The organism is Plantactinospora sp. B5E13 (genome assembly GCF_039871775.1).
Lineage (GTDB): Bacteria > Actinomycetota > Actinomycetes > Mycobacteriales > Micromonosporaceae > Plantactinospora.
Window position 1 is genome coordinate 147,250 of sequence record NZ_JBDPLT010000013.1, and the last position, 22,121, is coordinate 169,370.

A 22,121-nucleotide genomic window follows, 5' to 3' on the forward strand; every position below is an offset into this window, starting at 1 on the left:
CACCGGCGACGGGAAGGGCCTCCTGACACCTCAGCGGCCGAGGTCGGTGAGGATCCGGCGGGCCGCGTTGTGCCCGGCGGCACCGATGACGCTGCCCGCCGGGTGGCAGCCGGCCCCGCCCGCGTACAGGCCGTCGAGTCCGGTGGCGTACGGCATCCGGTCGGTGAACGACACCGTGTTGTCGACGTGGTGGATGTGCCCGCCGGTGATGCCGAAGTGCGCCTCGATCCCGGGCGGGGTCAGCGGCACCGCGTCGGCGACCAGATCCGAGGTGCCGGGGGCGTACCGGTCGCAGATCGCGAGCAGCTTGTCGACGTAGCCGGGGAGGAGTTCCTCCCAGGAGGCGTCGGCCGGGGCGTACGGGACGGACTGGACGAAGAGCGCGGACGAGTGGTGGCCGGCCGGGTCCCGCAGCGACGGGTCGACGGTGGTGTGCAGGTACCACTCGATGGTCGGCTCCTCCGGCAGCCGTCCCGCCCGCACGTCCGCCCACATGCCGCGTAGCGCCGCCATCGGCGACTCGCCGCCACCACCGCCGGGCAGCAGGGACGCCGAGCCGGGCAGCAGGTGGATGGTGGCGCCGAACGGGCTCGGCGCGTCGGCCGGCAGGCAGGAGAACGTCGGCAGGTCGGCCAGCGCCAGGTTGACCTTGAGGGTGGTGCCGGTCCGCCGGACCGCCGCCATCCGTTCGGTGAGCGTGGCCGGCAGCGCGCCGTCGGGCACCAGCTCCATCAGCCGGTACGGGTCACCGGCACCGAGCACCACCTCGGCCGTGACCGTCCGCCCGTCGGCCAGGACGACTCCGCTGGCCGCCCCGCCGTCGACGGTGACCGCGGCGACCGGCGTACCGGTGAGGATCCTGGCGCCGGCGGCGCGGGCGGCGTCGGCGAAGGTTCGGGAGACGGTGCCCATGCCACCCTCGACGATCATCCAGGTGCCGCCGGAGCCGGGCAGCCGGCACATGTTGTGGGCCAGGAAGTTGTAGCCGGTGCCGGGGTCGTCCGGGCCGGCGTTGAGCCCGGAGAGGCCGTCGGTGACGGCGTACATCGAGACCAGCAGTTCGGAGCGGAAGTCGAACCGGGCCAGGTAGTCGGCGACCGAGCCGCGTACCAGGTCGACGAAGGCCTGGCGCAGCGCGGGCCGGACGTGCCGGTCGGCGATCTCCTCGACCGGTTGCGGTTCGGCCAGCCAGGCCGGGGCGAGGTCCTCGCGCAGCGCGGCGAGTTCGGCCTGCATCGCGTCGTCGGCGGCCACGTCGGCGAGGGAGAAGAACCGGGTCATCTGCATCCGGGTCACCTCGCGGTCGGCGCCGAACAGCAGGTACGGCGAGCCGGGGCCGCCCGGGGTGGGCAGGAAGTAGTGCGGGTCCCGGCGCAGCGTCGGCAGTTTCACGTCGAGCAACTGGACCAGTTCCGGCGGCATCAGCCCGAGCAGGTACGAGCCGGTGGAGTGCCGCAGCTCGGGGACCCTAGGGAACGGCCGCTCGGTCCGGGCGGCGCCGCCGATCGTGTCGGCCGCCTCCAGCACCACCACGTCGAGGCCGGCGCGGGCCAGCAGGACGGCGGCGACCAGACCGTTGTGCCCGGCTCCGACGATCACGACGTCGGCGCGGCGCGGCAGGGTGTCGTCCGCCCGGTCGGGTGCGGCGAGGTCAGCCCGGTTCGGCATCTCGGCGTTCATGCTCGGGGAGCCTAGCCCGAACCGTCCCCGGCGGGGTGGCTCCCGGCGAGAGCCGGGCCAGGAAGGCCGACAGCTCGACCTCGAAGAGCGCGTCCGGATCGGACACCGCCCACCGGAGGTGCTGGTAGACCTCCATCGAGACGATGCCGTAGAGCGACGCCCAGCCGGTCAGGAAGACGTACGCCACCTCGACCGGCAGTTCGCCGTGGCTGCGCATCAGCGGGCCGAGGGAGCCGGCCAGCCGCTGGTGGAGCAGTTCGGCCGGCGGGGTGGGAAACGGCGTCCGGTGCCACAGGTCCAGGAAGGACCGGAGGAAGACCGCGCCGAACCGGGCACCGGGATGGGTCTCGTCGACGCACGCCTCCTCGAACGCGTCGATTCCGGGTACCGGACTGCCGAAGGCGAGCATGAACTCGGCCGGATGGGCGACGGACCAGGCCCGGAACGCCCGGGACATGGCGGCGAGCTGGGTGAGCGGGTCGTCGCCGGCGGCGTCCCGGGCGGCCTGCACCTGGTGCCGCAGTTCGTCGTAGAGGTCGCCGGCGAGTTCGACGACCAGCGCTTCGAGGCTGGGAAAGTAGCGGTAGATGGCGGGGGCCGTCATCCCCATGTCCCGGGCGATCGCGCGCAGCGAGATCGCCGGCGGGCCGCCGGTCACCAGAAGTCGTCGTGCCCCGTCCTTGATTTCGGAGACGGTCGCGGTACGCAGGCGTTCCCGGCGAGTGGGCGCGGTCATGTCGAATCCCCTTGACGTGAAAGAACGTCTGTTGCAAAAGTGAACGGCGTTTACCATGATGAGTGGTGGTTACGACTAAGACCCTAACGGTCGACGGGGAGGACGGGCGATGTTCGCGTGGTGGGGACGGGCCGTGGGCCGACTCCGGTGGTGGGTGCTCGGCGCCGCCCTGCTGCTGGTCGCCGTCGGGGCGACCTGGGGCGTGGGGGTTCTCGGCACCCTGACCGGAGGCGGGTTCGACGACCCGGACAGCGAATCCAGCCGGGCCGCCGCCCGGATCGAGGCGGAACTCGGCAACCAGAGCGCGGACGTGATCGTGCTCTGGTCCAGCCCCACCAGCACCGTCGACCAGCCCGCCTTCCGCGATCCGGTCACCGCCACCCTCGACCGGCTGCGGCAGCGGCCCGAGGTCGCCACGGTGACCAGTTGGTACGACACCCAGGCACCGAACCTGGTCGCCCACGACCGGCACGCGACGTACGCGCTGCTGCGGTTGCGGGGCGCCGACCCCGACCAGCGGCAGGAGGCGTACGACACGCTGCGGCCGGCACTCGACACCCCCGGCGTCACCACCCAGGCCGGCGGCAACATCGCCTTCCTCGCCGAGGCGAACGAGCAGACCGCCGAGGACCTCACCCGGGCCGAACTGCTCTCCCTGCCGATCCTGCTCGTCCTGCTCATCCTGATCTTCCGTGGCCTGGTCGCCGCCGCCACCCCGCTGCTGGTCGGCGGGCTGGCCATCCTCGGCGCGTTCATCCTGGTCCGGCTGCTCGGCACGGTCACCGACATCTCGATCTTCTCGATCAACATCATCACGCTGATCGGGCTCGGCATGGCCGTCGACTACGCGCTCTTCATCGTCAGCCGGTTCCGGGAGGAACTCGCCGCCGGACACCCCGTACCGGCCGCGACCGCCCGGACCATGGCGACCGCCGGGCGCACCGTCCTGGTCTCCGGACTCACCATCATCACCGCCCTGGCCAGCCTGCTCATCTTCCCGCAGTCGTTCCTCAGGTCGATGGGGCTGGGCGGGATGGCCGCCGTCCTGGTGGCGATGCTCGCCTCGCTGACCGTACTGCCGGCCCTGCTCACCATCCTCGGCACCCGGATCAACGCGCTCGCCGTACGCCTGCCGTTCCGACGCCGCGCGGACCGCAGCCGGTCGACGGCGGCCGAGACCGGCGGAGGCCGACCGGGCGCGGCGTCGCCGACGGGGGGCGGAACCGGTGCCTGGGCCCGACTGGCCCACAGCGTGATGCGCCGCCCGGTGCTGTACCTGGTGGGGGTCGTCGCGGTGCTGGCGGTGCTCGCCACGCCGTTCTTCCGGATGGAGGCCGGCGGCTTCGACGAGCGGGTCCTGCCCACCGACGCCCCGCCCAGGGTGGTCGCCGAACGGATCCAGACGGAGTTCCCGGGCGGCAGCGTCGCCCCGGTCGGCGTGCTGGTCTCCGGCACCGACGCCACCGGCGCCCGCGACTTCGCCGACCAGGTGTCCCGGCTGCCCGGGGTGACCGGAGTCGAGGTCAGCGCCAACCAGGGCGGGTCGACCCTGCTGTCGGTGACCTACCCGGGTGAGCCGACCGGCCCGGTCGCCGAGGACGTCGTACGACTGGTCCGCGACCTGCCAGCACCGGCCGGCGCCGAGGTGCTGGTCGGTGGCCGGCCCGCCGCCGACCTGGACATGCTGGACAGCCTCACCTCCCGGCTGCCGCTGATGGCCGGGATCATGGCCGCCGCCACGCTGGTACTGCTCTTCCTCGCCTTCGGATCGGTGCTGCTGCCGGTCAAGGCGGTACTGATGAACCTGATCTCGATCGGCGCCTCGTTCGGGGTGGTGGTCTGGATCTTCCAGGACGGGCACCTCGCCGACTGGCTGCACTTCACCCCGACCGGCTTCATCGAACCGAGCAACCCGATCCTGATGCTGGCGGTCCTGTTCGGCCTCGCCACCGACTACGAGGTCTTTCTGCTCTCCCGGGTACGCGAGGAGTGGGACCGGACCGGCGACAACACCGCGTCGGTCGCCGCCGGCCTCCAGTACACCGGCCGGATCATCACCGCCGCCGCGCTGCTGCTCGCCGTCGTGGTCGCCGGCTTCGCCACCGGAGGCGTGGTTTTCATCAAGCTGATCGGCATCGGGATGATCGTGGCGATCGCGGTCGACGCGACCCTGGTCCGGGCGCTGCTGGTGCCGGCGACGATGCGGCTGCTCGGGCGGTGGAACTGGTGGGCACCCGGCCCGCTGGCCCGGGTCTACCGGCGGTACGGCATCCGCGAGTCCGACGGCGGACCGGCGGCCGAACACACCCGGCAGGCCGCGCTCGCCGGGCGGCGGTGAGGCCGGGTCCGTCGGGCATCGGTGTCAGTCCCGGCATCGTCGGGATCGGTGACTGTCGGGGTCGGTGATCAGTCCGGCGGCTCGGTGGGGGAGGGCGGGTCCGGCGGACGACGCGTCCGACGGCGGGCGCGCCACGCGGCCAGGGCCAGCGTGGCGGAGTAGCCGGCGAGCACGATCACGTGGAACAGGTAGAGCCAGAGCAGGACGGCGACACCGGCACCGATCTGGTCGAGACCACCGAACGGCACACCCAGGTCGATCGGAAGCGAGGCGAAGAGCACAAAGCCGTGCAGGAAACCGGAGAGGTTCGCCGCGCTGAACGAACCGACGGCAGACGCGGAGAGCCAGTCCGGCGCGGCCGGGCCGACCACCCGGTACACCCAGAGCAGCACCGGGGTGAGCACCAGCCACACGACCAGGAACGACAACACCACACCGAACGCGCCGAACCAGCCACCCCGCCGGACCAACCCGGTGGTGGCCGGCAGGGCCGACAGGACGGCCAGCAGCAGCGCCGGAGCGCACGCGAACAGCGGCAGGAGCAGCAGCCGTCCACGCCAACCGACAAGCGTCTCGTCGGTGTGCGACCGGGCGACCGACACGAACGCCCGACGCAGCCCCTCACCGTAGAGCGAGGCCGGCAGCACCGAGGCGAGCGCCAGCAACGGGGTCAACGTCACCCCGGCCTCGACCAGCGCGGCCACCGCGTCGGGCGTACCGATCTCGTCCGGCAGGGTCCGCACCGCGTACGCGGCGAGCCGGCGTACCCGGTCCCCGCCGGCCACCAGCGTGGTCAACCAGATCGCCAGCAGCGCCACGGGCACCACGGCGATCGCCCCGTAGAACGTGATGGCGGCGGCGTGCAGGGAGAGGTCACGCCCGCGTACCGGTCGGAACGCGGCAGCCACGACCCGCCTCGTCCGCCGCCAGCCGCCCACCCTGTCCCTGTTCCCCGTACCGTTCGCGCTCAGTCCTGGCCCCCGCCGGATGTCCGCGTCCCGTCGGCCGCGACACGCGAACGGGTGTCCGGGGCGACGGAGCAATCCGCTGGTCGACCGGACCGGTCGGCGGCTAGCATCCGGCGCCATGGCGACGATCTACTCGACGGACCGGCTGGTGATCCGGGACTGGACGCTGGAGCAGGCCGACCTGGACCGGGTCTTCGAGATCTACTCGCGGGCCGAGGTGGCCCGTTTCCTGGCCGCTTCGGGGCTTCCGCTGCGGGAGCCGGCCGGTGCCGCGGAGACGGTCCGCCGCTGGCACGCTCGTAACGCCACCTTCGGCGAGGGGTTCGGTATCTGGGCGGTGCAGCGTCGGGACGACGGGCTGGTGGTCGGCACGGTGATGCTGAAGCCGCTGCCCGGGGTCGACGAGGCGAAGCTGACCGACGACATCGAGGTCGGTTGGCACCTGGACCCGGAGTGCTGGGGGCACGGTTACGCCACCGAGGCGGCCCGGGGTGCGGTCGCGCGCGGCTTCGCGCTCGGGGTCGAGGAACTCTACGCGGTGGTCGCGCCCGAGAACGAGGCGTCGATGCGGGTCGCCCGCCGGCTTGGCATGACCTCGGTCGGCCGTCGCCGTGACTGGTACGGCGGAGTCGAGGTGGAGACGTTCCACCTCGGCCGACCCTGACCGTCCTGAACGGGGTGGTACGCCGTATCGAACCGTGACTTGAGGGCCGGGGTATCCCGAGGTGTGCACAGGCTGGAGGCGGCTGCATTGACCGAGGTGTTTTCAGTCGACTGTGACGTCTGCGGCGGCCGAATGGAGAGGTGGCCTATCCCGCCAACGAGGTGGGTCACTGAAACGTGGTCGTGTACGTGGTGCTACGCGGATACGTTCCTCGGGGGTGAGTACTTCGTGGTCGCCCGCCCTCCCTACCACTCTGCCGATATCCGCTGGGAGGTGGCATCGGTGGAGGACTCGCTGGTACGTCATGCGTACGGGTCGTTTGACAAAACTCTGTGCGGTGTGGGCGCTTCGGGGGTGGAGGGTCCCGGATTGCCATGGTTTCTGAACTCTCGTGACAGTTGCCAATCCTGTCGGGAGGCGGCTCTGGTGATTGACGGTCGCTGGCCGTCGGATCGTCGGGGTTACGAGGTTCGAGTCAGCATCAGGGTGGGGGAGACGGTTGACTCTCCATGTCGCGCGCCTCAGACCGGAAGCTAAGGCTGCTCTCGATCAGGCGGGGTGGGCGCCGGGCAGAAGGACGTCGCCTTGGCGTTGGTTGGGCCCGTTGCTCGCCGAAGGGTACCCCCGGTTTCCGGCGGCCCTCGACGCCCTGGCGGAGCTTGGCGGACTTACGGTAAACCCGCTGCGCTTCATCGGGCCCAACTTCCCGAACTCCGAGGTCATCTTCGATCCGTTGCTGGGAGGTTCAGGCCAGACCGAGCTTGCCGGAAAGGTTGTCGAGGTCGTCGCTGAGAAGGTCTTCCCTCTCGGCGAATGGCGGAACGACATGCTCCTGCTCATCGGGGAGACAGGAGCGGTGTTCGCCGTGGGTCCATACGGCATGTGGCGGGTGGCCAACGGACTTGAGGAGGCGCTCAACCGCATCGTGTGCTCCGATACGGAGCTAGAGGTGTTGAGGCATCCGTCGCAGTTCTAGCTTGCGATCGGACGGTACGTGCGCATCCGGTCGAACGGGCGGCCGGAGTCCGCGTACGAAGACTCCGGCCGCCTGCCCTTTCCGACGGGTCGGACCGCCCGCTCAGTTCGCCGGGAAGGTGATCGTCACCGTGCCCGAGCGGGGGATCCACACCGGCGTCGCGCTGGCGGGGTCGGTCCCGCCGTACCAGCGGGTGGTGGTGCCGTCGGCGTACTCGACCGTGACCCGTTGTGCCCCGATGACCGGGACGGTCACCTCTGCCGAGCCGTCCCAGTTGCCTGCCACGGCCATCGGGTCGGCGGTGACCGCATTGCGGACGACGACCCGGCCCGGCCCCGGCAACCCGATCCGTAGTTTCGCGCCGGCCTTCATCCGATAGTCGAAGTCGGTGGTCCCACCAGCCTGAACCGGTACCAACCTCGCGGTCAGCCGGTTACCGACACCACCGCTCCACTGCAGCGGGTGGTTGTCGGCGGCGAAGAGGAGTGGCCACCGATATGGGCCGAGTTGGTCAACCGTGTAGCTGCCGTCCTCGGCGACCGGCCAGTGGTACGTGTCGCTGCCGAGGAGCACGCTCGGGCCCACAAGGCTCACGATTCCGTGCCGCACCGGAACCCCGCTCGTGCCGGTCACCGTGCCGCTGATGCGGCCGGCCGGGTCCAGGCGGACCGGGGCCAGGGAGGTGGTGGCGCCGGGGGCCACCGTGACCCGGGTCGCCGCGGCCTGCGTACCGGTGCCGCCGGTGGGACCGACCCACTGCCCGCCGTACGGACTACCGCGCTCCGGCATGACGAAGACGTTGTAGCTGCCGGAATCCCTTACCCGCAGCGTCACCGCGCCCGTCGAGTCGCTCTGTCCCCCGCAACCCAGTTCGACGACGAAGGTGTGCACCTTCTGCGCATAGACGCAGGCGTCGCCGACCGGGGCGCCGGTGGCCCGGTCGACGACCGTGGTGGAGATCTTCCCGTATGGCTGAAGGGCCAGTTCGACGTCAGCCTGCTGCCCGGCGGTGACGGTCACCGTCGGGCCGTTGCCGGGAAGAAAGTGATCGTCGCCGCCGCCCCGCACGGTGTGCGTTCCGATCGCGACGTCGGACAGCAGGACAGCGCCGGTTGTCGTACTGACGATCTGTTCCCCGACCTGGACGTAGAAGTTGTCGACAGCGGCACCGGTGAGTCCGTCCTTCGCGGTGACCCGGATGGTGCCGGTCGGCAGCCGCTGGTCGTTGACCGTGGTGATCTGATCGGCCAGCACAGTGATCGGATCGGCGGCCGCTCGACTGAGCTTGCCGTGGGCGTACTGGTCGAGCTTCGTCTGCCAGTCGTAGAACCGGACCCGGTAGCTGGCCGACGGAATGCCGTCGATTCGGTACGCGCCCTCGGCGTCCGTCGTGGTGGTGATGTTGCCCTCGACGTCGTCGCTGTCCACCATCACCGAGACGTCCGCCAATGGTTCGCCGTCGGTGTCGGTGAACCGTCCGGCGATCGAGCCGAGTGGCACCAGCTGCTCGTCCAGCGTGACCGTCCCACCACCGGCCACGTCGAACGACTGCGCCTGGGTCCGGGTGAGCGCCTGCGGTGCCCACTGCTGAGCCCCGGACGGCAGTCGGAAGTACACCCGGTAGGCGCCCGGCACCAGGTCCTCGATCCGGTACGCGCCGGAGTCGTCGGTCGCGCCGAAGCCGTAGGAGGTGTCACCCTCGGCCTGTACGGAGATGCCGGCCGCCGGGGTGCCGTCGGCGTTGGTCAGCCGTCCGGCGATCGTCCCGGTCTCCAGCCGGACGTCGTTCACCGTCACGGTCTCACCGGCCGCCACCGCGAACAGCGAGGCCTGCGACCAGGAGAAGGTGCCGTACGCGTACTGCTGGGTGTTGCCGTAGTTGAAGCCGACCCGGTAGGTGCCCGGCAGTACGGAAATCGAGTAGTTGCCGTCCCCGTCCGCGGTGGCGCCGGTGGGTACCCCCTGGCTACCGTAGGCGCCCACCCAGGCCGACACGCCGTTGCCGGCCGGGTCGGTGAACCGTCCGATGATCGTCCCGGTCGGCAGCAGTGACTCGTCGACCGTGGTCACTCCGTCGGCGGTCACCGGGAACAGGGTCGCGGACTCAAGGTCGGCCTTGCCGTGGGCGTACTGCTTCGGGTGGCCGGGTGCCTCGACCGACACCCGATACGGCGAGCCGGCCACCGGCAGGTTCGACACCGTGTACCGGCCGATCCAGTCGGTCATGCCCGACTCACCGAACGACCCGTCGGCGGCGGAGACGAAGATCGACGCATCCGGTACCGGTATGCCGTTGTTGGTGATCGTGCCGGCGATGGTGCCGGTCGGCTCGTCGGCCCGGGCCGACGACGCCGCCGCGAAGGTGGCGAGCAGCGCCGCCGCCAGCCCCGCCACGAGTCGGCGCAGTATTCTGCTGGTGTTTATCCGATTGGTCATGATGCCCCGGTCTGAGGAGTAGGGCGGAGAGACGTCGAATCCTCCCCGACGGTGGCACGATAGTCGACGGGACCACAGTGGACGGCCCTTCCGGCATGCGCGCGGCTCCCCGCGGCGAGCAACTCGATTCTGGAACCAATGAGGCGGAAACCTGTACGATTCGGCCAACCAGATAGGATTTGGGCATGTCGATACTCGGGCAGCTCAGCGCCTATTTTGGTGGGGGCGTGCTCTTCGTCGGGGACAACGAGAGTGACGCGGGCGAGGACCTCGGCGAGAGCGGGGACCACCCCCTGCTCGACGTGGGGAAAAGCCAAATGGTTGTCCAGGTTCAGAACGGTGCTGCGGAGGGTGCTACCACCGTCCGTGTTGCCGCCGTCGCCGTCGACGATCCGGTGGGGCCGGTTGTTTTCGACGGCACGATCCGCATCTCCAGCGGACTTCTACGGGTGGGTGACGGGCTGGATCTGGCGGTGCTCCGGTTCTACGTCCCTGTCGGCGACCTGCCGGTACAAATCCATGTGAACGCCGCCGATCAGGAGGATCTTCGTTCACCGGAGTTCGTCGACATCGTCCTGCCGAAGTATGGGCGGCTCGTCATGAGGCCGGATGGTTCGTTGAGCGGCTGAAACCGTGAACGTCACAGTCATTCCCCGCTTGTCTAACTGATGGAGCGGCCGTCACAGCGACCGGTGCGGCCGGAACGAGGTGGAAAAGGTTACCTCGGCCGGTCCCGACCGCTGATCGGGACGGCAGGAGAGCCGAACGGGCCCGAACAGGAGAGACTGTCCGGGCCCGTTCAGTATGGCGAGGGCCTCAGCCGAAGGCACGTACGCCCGCCAGGTTTTCCGGCAGCACCACCTGGACCGCCGGTCTCGTGTCGGTGGTCGTCGGGTGGTAGACCCGCAGCTGCCCGTCCACTCCGGACCGGACCCACAGGTCGGGCACCCGGTCCCCGTTCACGTCCGGGATGCCGATCACCGCGCTGATGTTGGTCTCGGTCCAACTGGTCCCGTACGAGACGTCGCCGCTGCGGGAGCCGGCGGCCGTCTTGAGCGAGTCCAGGTTCACGCTGCCCGCGACCGTGCCCGGCTTGCCGTGCCGGATGTACATGATGCCGGTGTCCAGGTTGCGCCAGAGCAGGTCAGGGGTGCCGTCCAGGTCCACGTCCGCCACGTTGACGATCTCCGCGCGGCCCCACGCGGTGCCCTGCATCAGGGTCGCCTCCTGGAAGCTCGCGCCGGTGTAGCCGCTCAGCACCCAGAACGCGGTTCCGGCCCGCAGCGCCAGGTCCGGGAGCTTGTCGCCGGTGATGTCACCGATTGCCTTGAGCTGGGTCCAGGTGGCCGGGTTCGGGGCGTTCGCCGGCAGCAGGACCCGTAGTCGCTGGTCGACGTCGAAGCTGCCGTACCCGTCGCCGGGGTAGAGCCAGAAGCCGCCGTCCGGGGTACGGGCGAACAGGTCGGTCGAGCCGTCCCCCGGGTAGACGTCGGTGTACTTGCTGATGAGGGCGGCCTTTCCGGTCGCCGGGTCGTACCAGTGTCCGGGCGGGTCGAGCTGCCGGTCTGCGGTGTACGAGGCGGTGAGTGAGGAGTGCAGCTCGCCGTTGACGTCGCCGGCGTAGGTGCGTAGCTTGCCGTCCGCGTCGATCAGCATCAGGTCGGGGAGGCCGTCCCCGCCGGTGTCGCCGGGACCGTCGGCGGCGTCCCTCGGCGGCACGTAGAAGGTGTACTTCTTCGGGTCGCTCTCGTTGCCGGCCGCGTCGAGGGCGTTCACCACGAGCGTGTTGGGACCGGCGTGCCGTGGTCGCAGGGCGGGTACGGTGGCGCTGCCGGCGCTGGCGGTCACCTCTACCGGGCTGAACCCGCCGAGGGAGTATCGGAACTTGACCGCGTCGGTGGCGGTGAAACTGACCGGGCCGGTCCCGCCGAACTTGACCGTCGACCAGGTGGCGCCGTCCGGGGTGGCTTCCAGCCAGACGTCGCTCCCGACCTCCGGAGTCCCGGGTTTCTGACCGTCGACGGTGAGTCGGCAGGGAGCGTCGCCGTTCGGGAACCAGTCGGAGACCTTGCCGGACTCGTCCTCGGCGCGTACGTCCCACGAGTAGCTGGCCTTGTCCTGCAGCGTGCTGGAGGGGATGAGCACGTCGCCTCGGCCGCTGCTGAGGGTGGTGTCCAGGGTGCCGGCCGGGACCGCGGCGCCGTCCTTCCAGAACCGGAAGCGCAGCGCCTTCAGGTTGCCGTCGGCGTCGGTGGCGGTGGCGGCCAGGGTGATGTCCCTCTTGCCGACCGTCACCCCCGGACCGGTGCCGGCTACACAGGCACCGCCCGGGTTGCTGGTGCCGTTGGTCGGCTGGTTGGGGGGTCGGTTGTATACGACGCTCAGCTCGGTGGAACTGACCAGGAACTTCCGCCAGGTCACCGTGTCGGACTCGGTCGTCGCGCGCATGCCGAAGGTGATGTTCGTCGAGCCGCTGTTGGCGGCACGCTGGGCGGCGTCGAGCACGTTGAAGGCCACGTATTCGTCGGCGCAGCTGCTGCCGTAGCCGTGTGCGAACGAGCGCCGCTGCTGCTCCCTGCTCCACGATGGCTGGGCGTTCCAGGTGGTGCCGGAGGAGATGGCGCCGGTGAGCCAGAGCTGCATCTCCCGGGCGCTGCAGTTCCAGGAGTGGTTGTTCAACATCCTGAGCGTGGCCGAGCTGACCGTGGCGCCCTTCAGGGCGGAGCTGAAGCCCATCCGCCAGAAGGAGCGGGCCCGCAGCGGGGTGTTCCGCTCGTAGCCCACCCGGGCGTCGGTGGTGCCCTTGTTGAAGTTGGTGCCGTTCCAGGTGTTGGTGTTGGGGTGCTGGGCGTAGACCGTCGCCCAGGCCTGCCGACCGCTGGTCAGGGTCGGGTCCAGGAAGACCGGGAAGAGCACGTCCTCGGCGCTGAGCAGGCCGGTGGTGGCGGCGTCGAGGTGCAGGCGGGCCTGCCCGCTGCCGTCGCCGTCCAGTCGGGTGGGGATCCGGGCGTGTCGGGAGCCGGGTTCGCTGCCGTTGAGGCCGGAGAGGCGGAGTACGTCGGAGGGGCTGGCCACGGCGGTGCGGGGAGCGACCTCGGGCGCCTCCGGGTCCTGGCCGGCGGAGTCCCAGGCGAACGGGGTGGGGATCGCGCTGATCTCCTGGCCGGCCCGGTCGAGGATCCGGACGCCGCCGGTGGTGGCGTCGTGCCGGAAGACCGCCGTGGCGGAGCGCAGGCCGTAGCCGACGCTGTGGACCGCTCCGGCCGCCGCGCGGTTCTTGACGATCAGCACCTGGGCGAGACCGCCGTCGTCGCGGGCGACGGCCAGCAGGTCCACCCCGGGGCGGACCTCGGGGTAGAGGGCGCGCGGTCCGTCGAGGACCGGTTCCGGCAGCGGACCCGGCCAGGTGTACGCGACAATGTGGCCGTCGAGGTCCACTTCGGCCAGCACGCTTTCGTCTCCGCTGGTGCCGCCGCCGGAGAGGCGGACCGGGACCGGCGGGTTGACCGGTCGGACGTCGAGGCCGCCGGAGGTCTTCTCGCCCCGGATCAGCGTGGTGTCGATCGGCGCCCACTGCCCGGTAGCGGTCCTCGCCCGCTGTGCCGTGGCGTGGAATGTGCTCCGGAGCTGGCCGTCCGGACGTGCCCAGGTCAGTGAGGTGGCGGTGGTGGCCGTCTCCACCAGCACCTCCTGGCCGGTCTGCCGGGCCTCGGTCATCGCGGCCGTCTCGTCCCGGGGGGCGGCCGGTGCCGGGGTGGCACCGAGGGCCTCCTTCCGGGGCTCGTCGGACCCGTACCACCACGGCAGCGGAGCGGCGACGAGGACCAGCACGACGCCCAGGCTGAGAGCCAGCCTGGTGCGCGTACGCACGAAGGGACTGAGCAGGCGAGGCGCGATCACGGCGGATCCACTCCTGTTGGGCCGGGCGGACATGGGGGAGACGCGGGTGAGGCAGCCCGTCCGGCGGGGCGCCGGGCAGAACGCGGCCACACGATCGCACACCGTGGGGGAGTTACGTCTATCCCTTGATAGTTATGGATACGTGACCTGGCTCCGCGGGCTATCGAGCGTTACGCCAGAGATCTGGCCTTCTGCGGGTATTTGCGGCTGCGATGTAACGGACATGCGGTGATTGGACCGTCAGGTGATGAGTCGTACCGTCCACAGTGACTGGTGCCGAATAATGCAGTGACAGGGATCACTCGATGTGCGCTGTGGTTACGTCCGGTGACCTTGAGCAACCGATTCTCTTGTCGCAGAGTGCTCACGCATGTGCCATGCGTGGCACATGCTCGCGGCCTGCCCGCAGTCCTCGTTCAATTCGCGCCTGGTGGGAGTCGACGCTCATGCGTGGTACCGGTTTGCTGTCCCGGCGGTGGCACGGCCGTCGGACTCCGGTGAAGCCAGGTCGGCACTGGCGGCGTCGTAGCCGTACGGCGATCGTGCTGGCGCTCTCCGCGACCCTGGTCGCGACGAGTCTGCCCGCCGCCGCCTGGGCGGTGCCCGGGACCGGGATGGACCGCGACGGGATCCAGGTCGACCTGCCGGACATTCCGCGCAGCGCGCGGATCGGGCAGGACGAGAGTGCCGATCCGAACCTGACCACCGCCGAGGCCACCCCGGTGGTCCCGTACGAGCCGCAGGCCCTCACCCCGTGGCAGCAGGACAGCGGCGTGGTGGACCTGACCGGCGTCGAGGCCGGTGCCAGTCTCCCCGTCGACGACCTGCCGGTCGCCCTCGGCGTACCGGAGGGCGGTGATCCGGCCGCGGTCGCCGGCACCTGGACGATCGACCTCGCCGCCCCGGAGGCGTCCCAGACCGCCGGGGTGTCCGGTCTGATCATGAAGATCACCCCGCCGGCCACCGCCGACCCAGCCGGCGAGGTCGTGCTGAGCGTCGACTACACCGCCTTCGCCGACGTGTACGGGCCGCAGGCCGCCGACCGGTTCGGCGTGATGGTGCTGCCCGACTGCGTCTACGACGCCCCGGAGACCGGCGACTGCGCCCCCGGCGACGGCACCGGAAGCCTGGACCTCGCCCCCGGTACGGCACCCATCCAGCCGCTGCGCAGCGAGGTGAAGCTGGTCCCGGCCGCGCAGGCACCGGCCCGCGCCGCCGTCATCGCCGACGACCCCGAGGAGAACGAGGGCGACGAGGGGGACGGCGACCCCGAGGGTGACGGCGACGGCACCGGCGAGGGTGAGGGCGAGGACACCGACGAGGGCGAGCCCGAGCCTGAGGAGCCGGAACTGCCGGTCCGCCGGGTCGTGACCGGTAGCGTGCCCATCGGCTCGCTGCTCGGCGCCTCGACCGCCCGCGCCTCCGCCGCCGGCCCCGCGATCTCCGCCGCCGACACGTCGAGCGGCTCGGGTGTGGTCGGTGTGCTGGACACCGGCGCCTCGGCGGCCGGTGACTTCACCGCCACCCCGCTGCTCTCCTCAGGCTCCTGGGCCGCCGGCTCCTCCTCCGGTGCGTTCACCTACTCCTACCAGGTGCAGGTGCCGGAGACGGCCGGCGGGCTGATGCCGAGGGTCGCGTTGTCGTACTCCTCGCAGTCGGTGGACGGCCGGACCTCGGCCACCAACAACCAGGCCTCCTGGATCGGTGACGGCTGGGACTACAGCGCCGGGGCGATCACCCGCAGCTACGCCAACTGCCGGCAGGACTCGAAGAAGTCGGGCTCGAACAACGCGAGCCACCGCACCGCAGACCTCTGCTGGGGCTCCGACAACGCCACCCTTTCCCTCGGCGGCCTGACCACCGAACTGGTCAGGGACAAGACCACCGGGGTCTGGCACACCGCGAACGGCGACGGTTCCCGGGTCCAGCTGGAGACGGACACCAGCCTGGCCAACGGGGACGCCGACGGCGAGTACTGGATCGTCACCACCCGGGACGGCACCCGCTACCACTTCGGTCGGCACCGCCTGCCCGGGTGGTCGGACCGGGGCAGTGCGGCCGACGACCCGGTGACCAACTCGGTGCTCACCGTGCCGGTGTACGGGAACCACCCGGACGAGCCCTGTTACAAGGCGGGCAACTGGGCCGGCTCCGCCTGCACCCAGGCCTGGCGCTGGGGTCTCGACTACGTCGAGGACGTCCACGGCAACGCGATGAGCCTGTGGTGGGCCAAGGAGACCAACCACTACGCCCGGAACTTCAACTTCAAGGACCCGGTCGGCTACGACCGGGGCGGCTACCTGACCCGGATCGACTACGGGCAGCGCGCCACCACGGTCTTCTCGGCGGCGCCCCTGGCCCGGGTGAACTTCACCGTGGCCGAGCGCTGTTTCGCCGAGGGCTCGACCACCTGCACCGACGCCAACTTCGGCAGCAAGGACCCGAACAAGTACCGGATCTGGTACGACACCCCGGCCGACCTGAACTGCGTCGCCGACAAGCAGTGCTGGAACGCCGGGCCGGCGTTCTTCTCCCGCAAGCGACTGGACAAGATCACCACCTCGGCGCAGCGCCTCCCCGGCAACACCGCGCTCCAGGCCGTGGACGACTACCAGCTCAAGCAGTCGTTCCCGATCCTGCGGACCGGCCCCAACACCGCGCTCTGGCTGGAGTCGATCACTCGTACCGGCTACGGCCGCAACGGCACGACCGACGCCAGTGTCCGGCTCAACCCGGTCCGGTTCATGGCCAACGCCGAGGACATGCCGAACCGGGTCAGAAAGGACCACCGGCCCGGCTTCTCCCGGCTGCGCATCGCCCGGGTGGTCAACGAGTACGGCGGCGAAACGGTTGTCACCTACAAGCAGCCGACCGGCGACTGCCGTACCGGCACAGGCCTGCCCGGCAAGGGCGACACCGCCGAACTGAAGGCGAACAACCGACTCTGCTACCCGTCGTTCTGGCACCCCGACCCGGCGGTCGAGGACATCGACTGGTTCCACAGGTACGTCGTCGAGAGCGTCGAGGAACTGCCCGCCGTCGACGGCGCGTTCGGCACCACCACCCGGTACGGGTACGCGAACCCGGGGTGGCGGCTCGCCGAGCAGGAGTTCACCAAGAAGAGCACCCGCACCTACTCCCAGTTCGCCGGCTTCGCCCAGGTCACCGTCCTCACCGGAGCGGACGACCCGGACATCGGCAGTCGGCGGACCAAGTCCGTCACCCGGTACTTCCGGGGCATGGGGGACAGCGTCTCCGTGGCGGACATCACCGGCGCCGAGATCGCCAAGGACCGGGAGCCGTTCGCCGGCCGGGTCGCCGAGGAACTCACCTACTCCAGCGCGGGCGACGCCGACGCCGACTGGCTGACCCGCAGCGTGACCTATCCGGAGGCCAGGGAACTCGCCCGGCGGGACCGGGACGACGGGCTGACCCCGCTGCGTTCCTGGCGGGTCACCGAGCCGCGCCAGGTGGCGTACGCCCGATCCTCCGGCACCGGCGACGACCCGCGCCTGCTGCGGATGGTCGAGACGAAGACCACCTTCGAGACCACCCACGGCCTGCCGACCCACGTCGAGGTCCTCGGCGACACCGGACGGACCGGCGACGAGTCCTGCACCCTCCTCGAGTACCACCACCACACCGACAAGAACATCATCGGGCTGACCAAGCAGACCCGGACCAGCCCGACGACCTGCGCCGCCGCCACCTTCGACAACCTGACCACACTGAGTGGCGCCAGCCAGGTCGCCTACGACGACCGGGCGTACGGGGTCGCCCCGTCCGGGGCGGACCGGGGGCTTGCCCGGCAGACCTGGTCGCTCAAGGCCGACGGCTCCGGGTTCCAGTCCGACGGCAGCAGGACCTTCGACAACATCGGCCGGGTCAAGTCGGCCACCGACCCGGACGGTCGGACCTCCAAAATCACCTACACCCCCGACGTCGGTCAGGCGTTCAGCGTGACCGAGGAGAACTCGCTGGGGCACAAGCAGACCCAGGAGTTGGATCCGGGCCGCGCCCACGCGGTCAAGACCACCGACCTCAACGACCGGGTCAGCGAGGCGAGGTTCGACCCACTGGGCCGGCTCGTCGAGGCGTGGGGTCCGGGTCGCACCCCGTCCGCCGCTGCCGTGCCGGACTTCCGGGCCGAGTACGCCGTACCGGCCGGGAAGCCGCCGTACATCACCACCTTCAGCCGCGGGCACGAGAACCGGGTCCAGACCTCCGTCACCATCTACGACGGTCTGGGCCGGGAGCGGCAGAGCCAGGTCGAGGCGGTCGGCGGCGGTCGGCTGATCACGGACACGCTGTACAACAGCTCCGGCGAGGTGTGGCAGACCAACAACGCGTACCTCGCCGACGGTTCCCCGGTCGGCACGTTGTTCACGCCGCTCGCCGACACGGCGGTGCCGAACGCCACCCGGTACACCTACGACGGCCTCGGCCGGGTCACCCGGGAACTGCCGATCCTGCGTGGCGAGGAGATGCCGGGACGGGCGACCAACTACAGCTACGGCGCCGACTTCTCCACGGTGTTGAACCCGACCGGGGCCGCCTCCTACCGGATCTTCACCGACGGGCTGGGCCGGACCAGCCGGGTGGACACCTTCACCGACGCCGCCCGTACCGAGTTCACCTCGATGGGCTACCAGTACGACACCCGGGGCCGGCTGGTCCGGGCAGCGCACTCCGCCGACCCGAACCGCCCGTGGACCTGGGCGTACGACCAGCGTGGCCGGCCGACCACCTCGACCGACCCGGACGCCGGGGCCACCCGGATGACATACGACCACCGGGACCGGCTGCTGACCACCACCAACGCCCGGGGTGTCACGGTCTGGAACGGCTACGACGAGCTGTCCCGGCCGAAGCAGCAGCGGCTCGGCGACAGCGGCGGCGCCCTGCTGGCCGAGTACACCTACGACACCGCCCCGGGCGGCAAGGGCCTGCCGGCGACCGCCACCCGGTACACCGACGGACTGCCGTACACCCAGACGGTCGGCGGCTACACCACCGACTACCAGCCGACGTCCACCACGCTGACCCTGCCGCCGGCGATCGCCACCACCTGGGGCCTCCAGACGTCGTACACGTACAACTACGCGTACACCGACACCGGGCTACCCGAGTCGACCTCGCTGCCCGCCGTCGGCGCCCTGCCCGCCGAGAAGATCGTCGCTCGGTACAGCAAGGACGGGCTGCCGCTGTCGGTCTCCGGCACGGACTGGTACGGCTCGGAGACGGTCTACTCCCCGTACGGTCAGTTGCTCCGGTCCACGCTCGGCGCTCAGCCGTACCGGGTCTGGGCGATGGCCAGCTACGACGAGGCCAGCGGGGCGCTGACCAGCCAGCAGGTGTACCGGGAGCAGGTCGGCGACACCGCCGTCGCCGCCGGCAACCTGGTCTCGCAGCGCTCCTACGCGTACGACGACGCGGGCAACGTCACCGCGATCCGCGAACACTCCACGAAGATCGCGGAACGCCAGTGCTTCACGTACGACCCGATCGGCCAACTGCGGACCGCCTGGACGGCCACGAACCAGGAATCCTGCGAGGGTGGCCCGGTCGGCTCGGGTGGTGCGGTCAACGTCGCTGCCGGCACCGACGGCTCCGGCTACTGGCAGGAGTACGAGTACGACCTGCTCGGCAACCGCACGAAGCTGGTGGAGCGGGATCTCACCGGTGACACCGCCAAGGACGCGGTGAGCACCTACGACTACGGCAAGGCCGACGGCAGCCAGCCGCGGACGCTGACCAAGGTGACCAAGAACTACCGCACCCCGCAGGGTGCGGAGGTCACCGCGGTGGCGGAGCGGCTGTACGAGCTGACCGGCGAGACCAAGTCGGTCACCTCGGTGGAGAACGGTGACCAGCAGACGTTCACCTGGACGTACGACGGCCAGATCGAGCGGATCACCGGCCAGGGTGGCAAGGGCATGTCGCCGTACGTCGGCCTGGCGAACAAGTGCATCGACCTTGCCGGCGGCACCCTGGCGGCGGGTGGGGAACTGCGGCTCTACCCGTGCAACGGCACTCCGGCGCAGAAGTACACGTTCACTCCGGCTCCGAACCAGAGCAACCCGAACCTGGGCACACTGCACGCGTACGACAAGACCTGGTGCGCGCAGCCGGCGGCGAACACCGCCGGGTCGGCGTTCGGGATCCAGAAGTGCGATGGCTCGGCGAACCAGCGGCTGGAGCGGACCGCGGCGGGGCAGCTCAAGCACACCGCCTCCAACCTCTGTGCCGCGGTCAAGGACGGCGCGACGGCCAACGCCACACCGATCGTGCTGGCCGCCTGCGACAACGCCGCGACGGCGCAGAAGTGGCAGGCACAGGACGAGACCCGGCACATCTACGGGCCGGGCGGCAGTCGTTTGCTGACCATCCAGGGGCGGCAGGCCACCCTGAACCTGGGCGAGGCCCAGGTAACCGTCCAGCAGGGCGGGACACTGGTCAACACCCAGCGTTCGTACCCCGCGCCGGGCGGCGTGATGATGCGCTACCGGCACCCCACCGCCGGATCCACCCTGGTCGCGGTCGCCGGTGACCACCAGGGCAGCCCGTACGCCGAGGTCTCCCTGACGACCGGGATGACGATCCGGCTGCGCAAGCAGGACCCGTTCGGCAACCAGCGTGGTCCGGCGTTCAACATGCAGGGCAACACCGGTTTCCTCGGTGCGCTGCGGGACGACTCGTCCGGCTACACCCCGCTCGGGGCCCGGCTGTACGACCCGCAGGTGGGCCGGTTCCTCTCCGCCGACCCGGTGCTGGACCTGACCGACCCGCAGCAGAACAACGGCTATGCGTACGCCCACAACAACCCGGTGACGCTGTCGGACCCGACCGGTCTGTCGGTGTCGCTGACCGCCTCAGAGATGGCGGCGGCGCTGGCCGGGGCAGGGCTGTCGGCGGCGCAGGTCGCCCAGGCGCAGGCCACCATGGGTCGCTCGCTGATGTCGGTGATCCTCGATTCGGCCTGGTACATGCTGAAGGAGTTCATCGGCATCAACGACGCCATGGCCTGCTTCGGCGGTGACATGTGGTCGTGCGGCAGCCTGATCCTGGACGCGATCCCGTGGGGCAAGATCGCCAAGATCCCGGGCGTGATCCGGGCCATCGACCGGACGATCAACGCGATCCAGGCGTGGCGGGCGGCGAAACGGGCCGCCGAGGCGGTGCTGGCTGCGGCTCGGGCAGCGGAGCAGGCGGCCTTGACCGCCAAGAAGCTCGCCATCGAGCGGGCGAAGCGGGCCGCGCAGTTGGCGAAGAAGAAGGCCGCAGAGAAGGCCAATACGACCAGTAACAAGGCCGTCAACAATACGAAGAAGACCGGTAACCCGGAGCAGAAACAGGCCCAGGCCAAGTCCAACCCGAGAGGATCCTCCGCCGGCAGCGGTGGGAAGTCCGGCGGTAGCGGATCGAAGCCGGGTGGTTCCTCAGGCGGCTCCTCGCGCGGCAGTGGTGGCGCCAGCGGCGGCGGTGGCACTGGCAAGGCTCGCGGAGGCTGCGACAGCAGTTTCGTACCCGGCACGACGGTCCTGATGGCGGACGGTTCGACGAAGCCGATCGAGGACGTGGAGCCGGGCGACAAGGTTATCGCCACCGATCCGAAGACGGGGCGACTCCAGGTGGAGACGGTCGCCGCCGCGATCAAGCGTGACAGTGCCAAGCACCTGGTGAGGCTCGTCGTCGACATCGACGGCGAGCGGGGAGCGGCGTCGGCCGAGATCACCGCCACCGACAACCACCCGTTCTGGGTGCCGGAGTTGCGTGAGTGGACCGAGGCCACCGACCTGCGATCTGGTCAATGGCTCCGGACCAGCGCCGGCACCGAGGTCCAGATCACCGCGATCGAACGCCGGATGGTCGCGGAGGCCACGGTCCACAACCTCACCATCGCGAACATCCACACGTACTACGTGGTCGCTGGCGACCGGTCAGTCCTGGTGCACAATTGCCCGAGCGATCCGATCCAGCCTCGGAAGGTGTTCCGGATGGGTGAGAACGGCGCGGACGACAGCAAACAGCCGGAGATTCCGGTGGGCTCCTGGCAATCGGACGGATCGAATCTGGCCGATGGTGATCACTTGTTCGTCGTCATGCGCGACGGAACCGTCCGATCCATGCCTCACGACCGGGCGGACACCTACGGCAGTTGGGGTGCCGGGCATTCTAGCCTCGCAGAGAAGCAGCCGGTGTTCATGGCAGGGAACCTCAAAGTCAGCGGTGGCCAGATCGTCGGATACGACAATCAATCGGGTCACTATTGGCCAAACAACTTCGCCGGCTATATGCCGGTCAAGGACGTGGCCTCCGAGGCCCTGACGGCCAACGGCTATTCACTTGCACCAGGAGCAGTTTGGCGCGACGCGAGAATGGGGCAAGGAAGGAACTAGTCCAGTTGCTTCCGGTCGTTGTAG

General features: G+C 70.2%; 10 protein-coding genes. 5 read left to right on the plus strand and 5 right to left on the minus strand.

Annotation, left to right across the window (positions count from 1 at the left end):
- Positions 1–30: 30 nt before the first annotated feature.
- Positions 31–1,668: an NAD(P)/FAD-dependent oxidoreductase gene (locus ABGB05_RS14910; RefSeq protein ID WP_347653919.1), complete on the minus strand. Its 1,638-nt coding sequence runs from the start codon at positions 1,666–1,668 to the stop codon at positions 31–33.
- Complete coding sequence (locus tag ABGB05_RS14915) at positions 1,652–2,416, minus strand: TetR/AcrR family transcriptional regulator (RefSeq protein ID WP_347653875.1); 765 nt, start codon at positions 2,414–2,416, stop codon at positions 1,652–1,654. Before ABGB05_RS14915 ends, ABGB05_RS14910 begins: the two co-directional genes overlap by 17 nt.
- Positions 2,417–2,549: 133 nt before the next feature.
- Between ABGB05_RS14915 and ABGB05_RS14920 the strand changes: the two genes are divergently transcribed.
- Positions 2,550–4,754 (plus strand): MMPL family transporter, encoded by a 2,205-nt coding sequence (locus ABGB05_RS14920; protein WP_347653877.1) that lies wholly within the window; start codon positions 2,550–2,552, stop codon positions 4,752–4,754.
- Between the two features lie 68 nt (positions 4,755–4,822).
- On the opposite strand, the gene ABGB05_RS14925 is transcribed toward ABGB05_RS14920, so the two are convergent.
- Complete coding sequence (locus ABGB05_RS14925; protein ID WP_347653878.1) at positions 4,823–5,692, minus strand: YhjD/YihY/BrkB family envelope integrity protein; 870 nt, start codon at positions 5,690–5,692, stop codon at positions 4,823–4,825.
- A 148-nt stretch (positions 5,693–5,840) separates the two neighbouring features.
- Between ABGB05_RS14925 and ABGB05_RS14930 the strand changes: the two genes are divergently transcribed.
- Positions 5,841–6,386: a GNAT family N-acetyltransferase gene (locus tag ABGB05_RS14930; RefSeq protein ID WP_347653880.1), complete on the plus strand. Its 546-nt coding sequence runs from the start codon at positions 5,841–5,843 to the stop codon at positions 6,384–6,386.
- Between the two features lie 499 nt (positions 6,387–6,885).
- Positions 6,886–7,362, plus strand: coding sequence for an SUKH-3 domain-containing protein (locus ABGB05_RS14935; protein WP_347653881.1), 477 nt, complete (start codon positions 6,886–6,888; stop codon positions 7,360–7,362).
- Between the two features lie 102 nt (positions 7,363–7,464).
- Here ABGB05_RS14935 and ABGB05_RS14940 read toward each other — a convergent pair whose 3' ends face one another.
- A complete protein-coding gene (locus ABGB05_RS14940) occupies positions 7,465–9,798 on the minus strand; it encodes a carboxypeptidase-like regulatory domain-containing protein (protein WP_347653882.1) in 2,334 nt (777 codons plus the stop codon).
- A 185-nt stretch (positions 9,799–9,983) separates the two neighbouring features.
- On the opposite strand from ABGB05_RS14940, the gene ABGB05_RS14945 reads away from it, so the two are divergent.
- Positions 9,984–10,427: a hypothetical protein gene (locus ABGB05_RS14945; RefSeq protein ID WP_347653883.1), complete on the plus strand. Its 444-nt coding sequence runs from the start codon at positions 9,984–9,986 to the stop codon at positions 10,425–10,427.
- Between the two features lie 187 nt (positions 10,428–10,614).
- Here ABGB05_RS14945 and ABGB05_RS14950 read toward each other — a convergent pair whose 3' ends face one another.
- Complete coding sequence (locus ABGB05_RS14950) at positions 10,615–13,698, minus strand: DNRLRE domain-containing protein (RefSeq protein WP_347653885.1); 3,084 nt, start codon at positions 13,696–13,698, stop codon at positions 10,615–10,617.
- Between the two features lie 446 nt (positions 13,699–14,144).
- Between ABGB05_RS14950 and ABGB05_RS14955 the strand changes: the two genes are divergently transcribed.
- Entirely contained in the window at positions 14,145–22,097 is a 7,953-nt protein-coding gene (locus ABGB05_RS14955) for a ricin-type beta-trefoil lectin domain protein (protein WP_347653886.1), read from the plus strand.
- Positions 22,098–22,121: the final 24 nt, after the last annotated feature.